Annotated in this window: 11 protein-coding genes and 2 pseudogenes; 10 read left to right on the top strand and 3 right to left on the bottom strand. The window is 67.9% G+C overall.

The features are described 5' to 3' along the window. A pseudogene (locus tag ABR571_RS01560) lies at positions 1-255 on the top strand (translational GTPase TypA); the annotation flags it as partial. 57 nt (positions 256-312) lie between these two features. Here ABR571_RS01560 and ABR571_RS01555 read toward each other — a convergent pair. Then, entirely contained in the window at positions 313-1,305 is a 993-nt protein-coding gene (locus ABR571_RS01555) for a type IV toxin-antitoxin system AbiEi family antitoxin domain-containing protein (protein WP_409451423.1), read from the bottom strand. A 152-nt stretch (positions 1,306-1,457) separates the two neighbouring features. Here ABR571_RS01555 and ABR571_RS01550 point away from each other — a divergent pair, with 152 nt between their 5' ends. The 9 genes and pseudogenes from ABR571_RS01550 to ABR571_RS01510 all read left to right on the top strand — a co-directional run bounded on the left by ABR571_RS01550 (position 1,458) and on the right by ABR571_RS01510 (position 11,066). Then, a complete protein-coding gene (locus tag ABR571_RS01550; protein ID WP_409451422.1) occupies positions 1,458-2,609 on the top strand; it encodes a pyridoxal phosphate-dependent aminotransferase in 1,152 nt (383 codons plus the stop codon). Positions 2,610-2,620: 11 nt separating this feature from the next. Beyond that, entirely contained in the window at positions 2,621-3,364 is a 744-nt protein-coding gene (locus ABR571_RS01545) for a nitrilase-related carbon-nitrogen hydrolase (RefSeq protein ID WP_409451421.1), read from the top strand. A 156-nt stretch (positions 3,365-3,520) separates the two neighbouring features. Continuing rightward, positions 3,521-5,293 (top strand): ABC transporter family substrate-binding protein, encoded by a 1,773-nt coding sequence (locus ABR571_RS01540; protein WP_409451420.1) that lies wholly within the window; start codon positions 3,521-3,523, stop codon positions 5,291-5,293. 105 nt (positions 5,294-5,398) lie between these two features. Continuing rightward, positions 5,399-6,385, top strand: coding sequence for an ABC transporter permease (locus tag ABR571_RS01535; protein WP_409451419.1), 987 nt, complete (start codon positions 5,399-5,401; stop codon positions 6,383-6,385). Further along, on the top strand, positions 6,378-7,322 hold the full coding sequence (locus ABR571_RS01530; protein ID WP_409451418.1) for an ABC transporter permease: 945 nt from the start codon (positions 6,378-6,380) through the stop codon (positions 7,320-7,322). Before ABR571_RS01535 ends, ABR571_RS01530 begins: the two co-directional genes overlap by 8 nt. After that, positions 7,319-8,428, top strand: coding sequence for an ABC transporter ATP-binding protein (locus ABR571_RS01525; RefSeq protein ID WP_409451417.1), 1,110 nt, complete (start codon positions 7,319-7,321; stop codon positions 8,426-8,428). Before ABR571_RS01530 ends, ABR571_RS01525 begins: the two co-directional genes overlap by 4 nt. Beyond that, positions 8,425-9,531: pseudogene (locus ABR571_RS01520) on the top strand (ABC transporter ATP-binding protein); the annotation flags it as partial. The gene ABR571_RS01525 and the pseudogene ABR571_RS01520, both read left to right, overlap by 4 nt. Positions 9,532-9,756: 225 nt before the next feature. Then, on the top strand, positions 9,757-10,656 hold the full coding sequence (gene mshB / locus ABR571_RS01515; RefSeq protein ID WP_409451416.1) for an N-acetyl-1-D-myo-inositol-2-amino-2-deoxy-alpha-D-glucopyranoside deacetylase: 900 nt from the start codon (positions 9,757-9,759) through the stop codon (positions 10,654-10,656). Further along, positions 10,653-11,066 (top strand): hypothetical protein, encoded by a 414-nt coding sequence (locus ABR571_RS01510; protein WP_409451415.1) that lies wholly within the window; start codon positions 10,653-10,655, stop codon positions 11,064-11,066. The genes mshB and ABR571_RS01510 overlap by 4 nt, the downstream gene beginning before the upstream one ends. Positions 11,067-11,071: 5 nt before the next feature. Here the strand turns inward: ABR571_RS01510 and ABR571_RS01505 are convergent, their stop codons facing one another. Beyond that, positions 11,072-11,611, bottom strand: coding sequence for a DUF1269 domain-containing protein (locus tag ABR571_RS01505; RefSeq protein WP_409451414.1), 540 nt, complete (start codon positions 11,609-11,611; stop codon positions 11,072-11,074). Positions 11,612-11,621: 10 nt separating this feature from the next. Then, positions 11,622-11,882: GNAT family N-acetyltransferase (locus ABR571_RS01500; protein ID WP_409451413.1), on the bottom strand; the 261-nt coding region annotated here is incomplete at its 5' end.

Genomic DNA, 11,882 nt, shown 5'->3' with positions numbered 1-11,882 from the left:
GTCGGGGAGAACTCGCGGTCGGACGACATGGACGTCAACCCGACCAAGGAGAAGAAGCTGACCAACATGCGCCAGTCCTCGGGTGACGTGCTGGTGCCGCTGATCCCGCACCGCATCCTGTCGCTGGAGCAGGCGCTCGAGTTCTGCCGCGACGACGAGTGCGTCGAGGTGACGCCCGCAACGGTGCGGATCCGTAAGGTCGCGCTGAGCGCGCAGGAGCGCGAGAAGCTCCGCTCCCGCAACAAGGCCCGCTGACCCCCACCGTCCCTCCCTCCTCGCTTTCCACCTTTCAGCGCTGCTGAGGGGGCCGATTTACAGCGCTGAAAGGTGCAAAGCCCGCGCGGACGCGCGGTACAACAACTGAGCGGTCCAGCGACGGTGTGGGCGGAGGCGATGGGCGCGTGCGAAGGCCGCCCTCAGCCGGGTGATCAGGCCGTCGATCGGGTGAAGATCGGCCGCCGTCCAGCGCACGACGGTCAGCCCGCACTGCTCGAGGCGTTCGTGCCGCACCCGCTCGTCGCGCAAGCTGGCGTGGTCGATGTCGTACTTGTCCATGCCGTCGGCCTCGCCGACCACCCCGAACTCATCCCAGAGGAAATCGGTCCGTCCGATGAAGCCGCCCGTCAGATCGAAGATGGACGCCTGAAGTTCCGCAGGCGGCACCAGTCCCCGCAGCTTGAACCGGCTCGCGGTCTCGAGCGGCGATTCCGAGCGCCAGTCGGCGAACTCGACCGCTTCCCGACCGGCCCGCACTCCGGGCCAGCCACGACAGTCGCGGAGAAACACCCGCAGCTCGTCGACGGTCGTCTGGTCCCGGTGTAGCGCCGCATCGGCCAGAACGAGGGCACTCAGCGCGCCGTGCTCGCGTCCGACATCGATGACCGTCCGCTCGAGGACCGTGGTGGTGACGCCGATGGTCGTGAGATGACGGTCGGGCGTCCGCGCTCGGTGCAAGTGGGCACCCTCGATGTCCCCGACGAAGTGGGGCTGGACCGTGACGCACGGGCGATCCGGTAGGAACCAGACCGGAAGGTCACGCAGTACCACTGATGCCGTGTGACTTGCGACGGCACATGGATTGGCGAGCACCGCCGCCGTAGCCCCGACCCTGATCCGCTGCCGTGCGGCCCGCCAGGCCTCGTCCGGTTCCGCGGTCACCGGTCCGTACACGCCGGGACGGTGTCGGACGAGCTGCCCGGTACTCACGTGGTGCCGAAGGGCGGCAGACGTCCAGCCGGCGGCGAGTGCCTCTGCGTGGGTGAACAGGCCGCTGCGCGCAGCGTCGACGGCCGGCAGGCTACGCATCCCACCAGTCTGGGCGTCGGGCCCGACCGTGCGGGATGCCCTGTGGACAACTCCCGACGGCCCCGCTTTCCACCTTTCAGCGCTGCAAATCGGCCCGCTCAGCAGCCCTGAAAGGTGCAAAGCGTGGGCGGGGGACGGGTTAGGGTCGAGGCGTGGCTGACAACCCGCTCCTTGTCGAGCGGATGCGCGGGTTCGGCACGACGATCTTCGCCGAGATGTCGGCGCTGGCGCTGCTCACCGACAGCATCAACCTCGGCCAGGGCTTCCCCGACACCGACGGCCCCATCGAGATCGTCGAGGCCGCGGCGGTCGCGATCCGGGGCGGGCAGAACCAGTACCCGCCCGGTCCGGGGATCCCCGAGCTGCGCCAAGCCATCAGCGCCCACCAGCACCGCCGCTATGGCCTGGAGTACGACCCGGACACCGAGGTGCTGGTCACCGCCGGAGCCACCGAGGCGATCGCCGCAGCTGTCATGGCCTTCGCCGGTCCGGGCGACGAGGTCGTGCTCTTCGAGCCCTACTACGACTCCTACGCGGCGTGCGTGACGCTCGCCGGCGCCCACCGGCGAACCGTCACCATCGAGCGGGACGGCACCGGTTGGGGCTTCGACCCCGGTGCGCTCCAGCGTGCGGTCGGGCCGCGCACGAAGGTGCTCGTGCTCAACACCCCGCACAACCCGACGGGCACCGTGTTCACCCCGGACGACCTGGCCGAAATCGCGGCCGTCGCGATCCGGCACGACCTCGTGGTCATCGCCGACGAGGTCTATGAGCACCTCATCTTCGACGGACGGACGCACACCCCGATCGCGACGCTGCCCGGCATGCGCGAGCGGACGGTCACCATCAGCAGCGCGGGCAAGACGTTCAGCGTCACCGGCTGGAAGATCGGCTGGGTGTGCGCGCCGCCGGCACTGGTCGCCGCCGTCCGCACCGTCAAGCAGTTCCTCACCTACGTCAACGGGGCCCCGTTCCAACCCGCGGTGGCGCAGGTGCTGCCGGCGGCGGAGAAGCTCGCGCCGGCCGGTGCCCTGCAGAACCAGCGGGATCTCCTTTGCGACGGGCTGGCCCGGCTCGGCTTCGACGTCATCCGGCCGCAGGCCACGTACTTCGCCACCGTCGACGTCGGGTCCGACGCGGTCGCGTTCTGCCGCGAGCTGCCGCGGCGGGCCGGCGTGGTCGCGATCCCGAGCAGCGTCTTCTACGACAGCGCGGCCGGCGACAACTACGTGCGGCTCGCTTTCTGCAAACGACCCGAGGTGCTGGACGAAGCGCTTCGCCGGCTGGAAGCCGCGCCGCGATGAAGGTCGCCGCCGTGCAGCACGACATCGCGTGGGAGGACCCGGAGACCACCCGCGCCAAAACCGAGCCGATGATCGCCGAAGCGGCCGGCGCGGGCGCCCGGCTCATCGTGCTGCCCGAGATGTTCGCCACCGGCTTCTCGATGCAACCCGAGCTCATCGCCGAGGACGAAGGTGGCCCGACCGAGCAGTTCCTCGTCCAGCAGGCCGCCGAGCACGCGGCCCACTTGGTCGGGTCGGTCGCGCAACGGGGCGAGGACGGCCGGTACCGCAACAACGCCGTGCTGGCGCGCCCGGACGGGTCGGTCACCCGCTACGCCAAGATCCATCCGTTCAGCTTTGCGGGCGAGCACGAGCGCTACGCCGCCGGTTCCGACTTCGTCACGGTGGACGTCGAGGGCCTGCGGGTCAGCCTCTTCGTGTGCTACGACCTGCGCTTCGCCGACGAGTTCTGGGCGCTCGCGGCGACCACCGATCTCTACCTGGTCCCCGCGAACTGGCCGCGGCCCCGGCACGAGCACTGGCGGGCGTTGCTGCGGGCCCGCGCCATCGAGAACCAGGCCTACGTGCTGGGCGTGAACCGGATCGGAGCGGCCGCCGACCTGCCGCACGACGGCGGTTCGGCCCTGATCGACCCGCTCGGCGCCACCGTCTTCGAGGCGGACACGGCCGCCGCTGTCCACACGGGCGATGTAGAAGCGGACGTTGTTCAACAGACCCGAACAACGTTCCCATTCCTCGCAGATCGCCGCGCTTAGGACGACACGTACACGTCTCGCCCGTATAAACACTTGGTCACGATCCCGGGCCGGGTAGCTACAGGTCTTGCGACCTCGGGGTCAACAAGGTTTCAGTGGGCCGGTTGGCCGCAGGACAGATCGTCCGCGCCCGAATACACAGGAGGTCACTCACAAGTGAGAGTCCACAGAGGCAAAGCGGTGCTCGCCGGCGTCGCCGCGCTAGCGCTCGCGCTGACCGCGTGCTCGAGCAGCAAGAGCGGTAGCAGCAAGAAGACCAAGGGCGGCTCGGCCAGCAGCAGCGCGAGTACGAGCGGCGGATCCGGCACCAAGGGCAGCGGCGCGTTCAAGGACTGCGGCGCCAGCCCGAACACCTGCAACAGCGGGCAGACCAAGCCGGGTGGCACCGTCACCTACACGATCGAGAAGACGATCAGCGGCTGGAACATCAACACCGCCGCGTCCAACACCTTCGACTACGCCGAAGCGCTGGATGGCGTACTGCCCAACGTCTTCATTGCAACGCCGGACCTCAAGCCGAGCCTCAACAAGAACCTGATGATATCGGCGGAGCAGACCAAGGCCAGCCCGCAGACCCTCGTGTACAAGGTCAAGCCGAACGCCGTGTGGAGCGACGGGTCCCCGATCGGCCTCGACGACTTCGTCTACGCGTGGTACAGCCAGAACGCGAAGCTGTGCCCCAACTGCGGATCGGCGACAACGGCCGGATACGACCAGATCGCCAGCATCACCGGAGCCGACAACGGCAAGACGGTCACCGTGGTCATGTCGAAGCCGTACGCGGACTGGCGGTACATGTTCGGGCCGTTCTACCCCGGCCACATTGCCGCGCAGCACGGGTTCGACAAGACGCCCAAGGGAACCGCGGCCTCGATGAAGTGGTTCGACCTGAACCGTCCCGCCTTCTCCGCCGGCCCCTACCTGGTCACCGGCTACGTGAAGGACACTTCGATCACCGAGACACCGAACCCGAAGTGGTACGGCAGCCCGAAGCCCGCGCTCGACAAGCTGATCTTCCGCATCATCCAGGAGCAGACGCAGGAGGTGCCCGCACTCCAGAACAACGAGGTGCAGGCCATCTACCCGCAGCCCAACGCTGACCTCGTCCAGCGGGCGAACAGCATCCAGGGCGTGCAGACCTGGCTCGGCAAGGGCCTGCAGTGGGAGCACCTCGACCTGAACACCAAGAACCCGTTCCTGTCGGACAAGGCGCTGCGCACCGCGATCTTCACCGCCATCAGCCGTGACGACATCATCAAGCGCACGGTCGGGCAGTTCGTGCCCGGCATCTCGCCCCTGAACAACCACATGTTGCTGCCCGGCATCGCCGGATACACGGACAACGTCACAGCCTCTGGTCAGGGGTCGGGCAACATCGCCAAGGCGAAGTCCATCCTCACCGGCGCCGGGTACACGGGCGTCGGTAGCAACCTGAAGACGAAGGATGGTCGCACGGTCACCTTCCGCTGCACCTACAGCGCGGGGAACCAGCTGCGTCAGCAGACCTGCCAGATCATTCAGAACCAGTTGAAGAAGCTGGGCCTCAACCTTCAGCTGAAGACGACGCCCGACCTGTCGATCCTCGACAAGCACGACTTCGACATGGTCATCTTTGCCTGGGTGAACTCGCCGTTCGTGACGCAGGGCGCCTTCCAGTCCTTCTACTCGAAGAGCGCCAGCAACTACACCCAGAATGTCGACCTGAAGTCCGATGCACTCATCGATCAGGCCGGTTCGGAGACCGATCAGACCAAGGTTCCGAACCTGCTGAACCAGGCCGACGTGCTCATCAACGCCGATGCGGTGTCCCTGCCGTTGTTCCAGAAGCCGACCTTCATGGCCGCGCGGAGCAACGTCGCGAACATCCGTGACGACCCGACGAGCACCGGCCCGCCGTACAACGTGGAGGCCTGGGGCCTCAAGGGCTGACCGAAAAGGGGTTACGCTTCCCCAACTAGGTCACTCAACGTTGGAGGTGCGCTCCCGGGAACCACCATTCCCGGGAGCGCACCGGGCCTCGGAGGTCAACACACGATGTTGATATTCGTGATCCGGAGAGTGCTGATATCGATTCCGGTACTCATCGCGTCCACCTTCCTCACCTTCGTCTTGGTCAAGGTGTCGGGCGATCCGCTTCAATACCTGAAGAGCCGCAATCCGCGCCCCAGCCAGACGACGATCAACAACGAAGCTCACCGGCTCTATTTGAACCATTCCTGGCCGGCCCAGTACTGGCACTGGATCACCAATCTGCTGGTCCACGGAAACTTCGGACCGTCGGTGCACGGCATCGACAGCGTGGGCGGTGAGCTGCGCCGGTGCCTGTTCGTGACGGGCCGGCTGGTCATCTTCGCCACCCTCATCGCCCTGGTCCTGGCCGTGCTGACCGGCGTGGTCAGCGCCGTCAAGCAGTACAGCCTCACCGACTACACGACGACGTTCCTCGGCTTCCTCTTCCTGTCCATGCCGACGTTCTGGTTCGGCATCCTGCTGAAGCAGGGTGGGATCTGGTACAACAACAAGACCGGTAGCGACGTCTTCCCGACGATCGGCGATCGTTCCATTCCGTACAACGGGCACGGCACCCTCGATGCCTTGAAGGACATCAGCACCCACATGATCCTGCCGGTGATCGTGCTCGGCCTCGTCAGCTACGCGGCGTGGAGCCGCTTCACCCGAGCGTCCATGCTCGAGGTGCTCAACAGCGACTACGTCCGGTTGGCGCGTTCGAAAGGGCTGAACCCGCGCCACGTGCTGATCCGGCACGCGCTGCGCACGGCGTTGATCCCGCTGACCACCGTGACTGCGCTGGACACCGCGGCCCTGCTCGGCGGCGCAATCATCACCGAGACCGTGTTCCAGTGGCACGGTATGGGTTACCTGTTCGTGACCGCGCTGTCTAACATTGACTTCAACGTCATGCTCGCCTGGCTGCTGGCCACAGCCGTGATCGTGATCCTGTTCAACCTGATCGCCGACCTCCTCTACGGCGTCTTGGACCCGAGGATCCGACATGCTTGAGACTCACGAGTCACTGGAGCGCCCGACTGCCGCGCAGGGCGACACCTCGGCCACCGACTTCCGTACCGAGCGCGAGTTCACGGTCAACGAACGCAGCCGCGCGCGGATGGCCTTTCGCCTCTTCCTGCGCCACCGGGTCGCCGCAGCCAGCGTGGTCGTCTTCGTGCTGCTGTGTGCTTTCGCATTCATCGGACCGCTGGTGTGGCACTACTCCTACACATTCGAGACGGAGGACCTGAGCGTCGGCCCGAGCGCCAAACACCCCTTCGGTACCGACAGTCTCGGGGTCGACGGCATGGCGACGGTCATGCGGGGAACCGCCCAGTCGCTCAAGGTGGCCTTCATCATCGGCATACTCGGTACCGGAGCCGGCGCACTGTGGGGAGTCATCGCCGGTTACCTCGGCGGCTTCACCGATTCGGCGCTGATGCGCCTGGCCGATCTCATCCTGACCATCCCGGCGCTGGCCCTGGCCGCGGCGCTCGCGCGGGCCGGCGGCGGGTCGCTGTGGCAGATCGGCGTCATCCTGGCCGCGGTCTCCGCCCCGTACGTGGCCCGCGTGGTGCGCGGCGTCGTGCTGTCGCTGCGGGAGCGGGAATTCATCGAAGCCGCCCGCGCCCTTGGCGCGTCCAACCTGCGCATCATGTTCCGGCACCTGATGCCGAACACGCTGCCCGTGTTGATCGTCAACGCGACCCTGCTCATCGCCGCGGGCATCCTGGCCGAGACGGCGCTCTCCTACGTCGGTTTCGGGATCCAATCACCGGACACGTCGCTCGGGGTGCTCATCACCCAGGCCCAGGGCGCCGTGGACACCCGGCCGTGGCTGTTCTACTTCCCGGGTCTGTTCATCATCCTGATCGCCCTCACGGTCAACTTCATCGGCGACGGATTGCGCGACGCCCTCGACCCGCGGCAGACCAGGGAACGCCGGTGAGCATTGATATCGCGGTCGAGGACACCGGAGCCGAATCCGATTCCGACGCTCTGCTCGTAGTAGACAACCTCACGGTCTCCTTCCCGACCGACGACGGGCTCGTCCAGGCGGTTCGCGGCGTCTCCTACCGGGTGCTGTCCGGCGAGTCGCTGGGCATCGTCGGCGAATCGGGCTCCGGCAAGTCAGTCAGCTCGATGGCCGTCATGGGGCTGCTGCCGAAGTCGGCGAGGCTCAGCGGCTCGGTGCGGTTCCGGGGGCGCGAGCTGCTCGGTATGCACGAGAAGGAATACGCGAAGATCCGTGGCAACAAGATCGCGATGATCTTCCAGGACCCACTCACCTCGCTCAACCCGGTCTACACGATCGGCTTCCAGATAGCCGAGGCGGTGCTCGCGCACAACGAGGTGTCAAAGCAGGCCGCCCTCGACCGCGCGGTGGAACTGCTCAGCGTGGTCGGGATCCCTTTCCCCGAGCAGCGCATCAAAAACTACCCGCACGAACTCTCGGGCGGGATGCGGCAGCGTGTCGTCATCGCGATCGCCATGGCCAACAACCCGGACGTCATCATCGCCGACGAGCCGACCACCGCGCTCGACGTCACAGTCCAGGCGCAGGTCCTGGAGGCGCTCGAAGCCGCCCGGGCCGAGACCGGCGCCGCGCTCATCCTGATCACGCACGACCTCGGCGTCATCGCCGGTCACGCCGAGCGCATCGGTGTCATGTACGCCGGCAAGCTCGTCGAGACGGGAACCATCGAGGACGTCTTCTACCGGCCTCGGATGCCGTACACGCTGGGTCTGCTTGGCAGTTTGCCCCGCCTCGACCAGAGCCAGCACGAGCGGCTGACTCCGATCAAGGGGTCCCCGCCCTCACTGCTCAACCTGCCCCCGGGCTGCCCGTTCACCCCGCGGTGCCCGATGGCCGAAGCCCTGTGCGACCGGGAGGAGCCGGAGTTGCTGGCCGTCGACGGCAGCGGGCACGCTGCCGCCTGTCATTTCCGCAGCCGGGTTGCCGAGGTCGAGGCGGTCGATCTATTCGGTACCGATGCAGCCGATAAGGTCCCGATCGGCTTCCAAGGACCCACCGGCACCGAGGTGACGTCATGACGGACGGCAACGCCGCCTATCGACCGCCGTCCGGACGCGATCCGGGCACAGAAGGCGGCCAAGCAGTGGCTGTCCACCTAACCAAGCGACCGTCGGACCAGGGCGAGCCGATTTTGTCGGTCCGCAACCTCGTCAAGCACTTCCCGATCCGATCGAGGGGCCTGGTCCGCCGCAAGGTGGGTGACGTGCACGCCGTCTGCGACGTGTCGTTCGACATCTACGACCGCGAGACCGTGTGCATCGTCGGGGAATCCGGTTGCGGCAAGACGACCACGGGGCGGCTCGTGCTCAACCTCGTGCCCGCCACCGCCGGGTCGATCACCTGGCAGGGCAACGACCTGACCAAGCTGTCGAACAAGGACATGCGACCGCTGCGGCGGGACATGCAGATCGTGTTCCAGGACCCGTTCGCGTCGCTCGACCCGCGCATGACGGTGAACGAACTCATCGCCGAACCGCTGCGCATCCACGGGCTCTACCGCGGCGAGCAGAAGGGCCGGCAGCAGGTTCGCGACTTGATGGCTCAGGTGGGGCTCAACCCCGAGCACGGGTCCCGGTACTCCCACGAGTTCTCCGGCGGCCAACGGCAGCGCATCGGGATCGCCCGGGCGCTCGCCCTCAAGCCGAAGCTGCTCGTGCTGGACGAACCGGTCTCGGCCCTGGACGTCTCGATCCAGGCCGGTGTCATCAACCTGCTCGAGGACCTGCAGACCGAGTTCGGCCTGTCGTACATGTTCATCTCGCACGACCTGTCGGTCATCAGGCACATCGCCGATCGGGTCGTCGTCATGTATCTGGGCAAGGTCGTCGAGACGGCTGATGTCGACGAGCTGTTCACTCGCCCGTCGCACCCCTACACGCAGGCCTTGATCTCGGCGATCCCGTTGCCCGACCCGATCAAGGAGCGTGAGCGCAAGCGGATCCTGCTCACCGGGGACGTGCCGAGCCCGGTGAGCCCGCCTAGCGGCTGCCGGTTCCGCACGCGGTGCCAGAAGTTCGCGCACGAGCTGGACAACACCCAGCGCGAGTGGTGCGTCAACGTGGAGCCGCGACTCGAGGCGAAGTTCTCCGGCCACGAGGCCGCCTGCCATTTCGCCTCGGCCCGCACGGACATCCTCGAGGTCGGAGAGACGCGGGAGGCCGTCGCGGCCGAACTCGCCGGCTGGCCCGCCGGCCGCCCGAGCGAGGAGCAGGCCTCGCAACCGATGGAGTGCATGCCCGATTCGGGGCGTCGTGAGCCGACCCGGCTCGGCGAGGACGCCGTCGTCGACGAGGAAGGCGAGCTGGTCCTCGAAGGCGAGTCCTCCTGACGCGATACCGTCGCGGTCGTGACTGACCGTCGGCTGCTGCTCGTCCACGCCCACCCCGACGACGAGTCCATCGGCACCGGCGCGGTGATGGCCTACTACGTCGACCAGGGTGTCCAGGTCACCCTGCTCACCTGCACGCTCGGGGAGGAGGGCGAGATCCTGACGCCCGAATACGCCCAGCTGGAGGCGGCGCAGGCTGATCAGCTCGGTGGCCTGCGCATCGGCGAGCTGGACGCGGCGATGCAGGCTCTCGGCGTCACGGACCACCGCTTCCTCGGCGGGGCCGGGCACTTCCGCGACAGCGGGATGATGGGCGCGCCGGCCAACGAGCACCCGCGCGCGTTCTGGCGGGCGGCATCGGACCCGCAGGTGTTCGACGACGCGACCGCCGCCGCGGTCGAGGTCGTCCGAGAAGTCCGCCCGCAGGTCATGGTGACCTACGACGACAACGGCGACTACGGCCATCCGGACCACATCATGGCGCACCGGGTCGCCACCGCGGCGGCACAACGAGCCGCCGACCCGGGCTACGGCAGCGGCCAACCGTGGCAGGTGTCGAAGTTCTACTGGACGACGGTGCCGAAGTCGGTGCTCAAACGCGGCTTCGACGCGGTGGGCGACTCCGACGAGCTGCTCTTCGGCGTGGCCGACGTCGACGAGCTGCCGTTCGGCGTCGCCGACGAACTGGTCACGACCGCAGTGGACGCGACCGGTTTCGGCGAGCAGAAGCTGGCCGCGCTGAGCGCGCATCGCACCCAGATCGCCGTTGACGGGCCGTTCTTCGCGTTGTCGAACATGCTGGGTCGCGAAGCGCTGTCCGTCGAGTACTTCCGGATCGCCCAGGGCGACCTGGGACCCGAGCGCGACGCCGACGGCCGGGAGACCGACCTGTTCGCCGGCGTGGACCTGCCGTCGTGAGGTCGGGGGACTGGCTCGCCCGCTCCGGCGTGGCCGTCCTCGCGCTCTGCGGCGGGTTGAGCGCGGTCCTCGAGGCCCTGCTGGTGCCGCTCTACATCGGCTCGGTCGTCATTCCCGTCGCCGTCGTGCTCGCGCTGGCCGGCAACGCGGTGCTGCCCCGGCTGGCCCGCTCACTGGTGCCCACGACCGCGGCCGCGCTGGCCCCGTTCGGCGTGTGGCTGATCGTCATGGTCGTCTTCGGGGTGCTGGCCCGCCCGGAGGGCGACGTGGTGCTGCCCGCCTCACCCACCTCGGCCGCCCTCGTCACCTATGGCGCGCTGCTCGGCGGCGCGCTGGTCGGCACGGTGACCATCGTGTGGTTGACCCCGCCGCCGCTGACCAAGGAGAAGGCGGGGGCAGCCCGCCGCTAGCGGGGTCAGCCGGTGAACGGGCCGCGGTTGGCTTCCTTCAGCGCCTCCTGAACGGCGTTCACGGCCGCCGGCGGCATGTCGGTCTCGACGAGCTCGGCACCGGGGAAGCGGCTCAGCTCGCGCTGCAGGTCGGCCACCGACACGTGGCTGACGAGCACCGCGACGGCCGTGCGCCCCGGCGGCACCGCCTTGCGCAACTCCTCGATCGTCGCGTCCTTCACGCCGGTGTCGCGCAGTTTCGCGTAGAGCGCGCCACCACCGGCCGTGGCCGCGCCGACGACGAGCCCGCCGATCGGTCCGCCGAACAGCGTGCCCAGCAACAGACCCCACACGCCGGCGCCGACGCCGGCCTGCCCGGGCGTCACGTCGGTCGTCTCGGTCACGTGCGACGTGCCGTCCGCCTCGCGGCGGATGATGACCGCGTCGTGCAGCTGCAGTTCCTCGTCGCGCTGCAGTCGGGCGGCGGCGATCAGGAACTCCTGCGCCCAGAGCGGGTTCTCGAACGAGATCACGAGAAGCTTGCTGTTGTCCGGCGGCTGCGACATGTCCCGAAGTCTAGGCGGCGGCCGCGGACGGCTCGGGCTCGCCGCGGTAGTGGTACTCGTGGTGCACCCAGTAGCCGACGGCCTCGTACAGCGCGACGGCGGGGACGTTGTCGGCGAGCACGGAGAGATAGCTCCGGGACGCGTCGTGGGCCGTCGCGCCCCAGTTCCAGAGCCCCGCCATCAGCACTCCGGCGAGACCGCGGCGGCGGTAGTCGGGCGCAACCTCGACCGCCATGATGCCGAGCCACCCGTCATCGACGGCGCCGCGCCC

Source organism: Jatrophihabitans sp. (assembly GCF_046262535.1).
Lineage (GTDB): Bacteria > Actinomycetota > Actinomycetes > Mycobacteriales > Jatrophihabitantaceae > Jatrophihabitans.
The sequence above is the reverse complement of the archived record's forward strand: the minus strand, read 5'-3'. Positions and strand labels throughout refer to the sequence as shown.

Bases quoted from the DNA above. Each gene is read 5' to 3' on its own strand.
- ABR571_RS01555 (WP_409451423.1), bottom strand. From the start codon at position 1,305: ATGCGTAGCCTGCCGGCCGTCGACGCTGCGCGCAGCGGCCTGTTCACC.
- ABR571_RS01535 (WP_409451419.1), top strand. From the start codon at position 5,399: ATGTTGATATTCGTGATCCGGAGAGTGCTGATATCGATTCCGGTACTC.
- ABR571_RS01530 (WP_409451418.1), top strand. From the start codon at position 6,378: ATGCTTGAGACTCACGAGTCACTGGAGCGCCCGACTGCCGCGCAGGGC.
- ABR571_RS01505 (WP_409451414.1), bottom strand. From the start codon at position 11,611: ATGTCGCAGCCGCCGGACAACAGCAAGCTTCTCGTGATCTCGTTCGAG.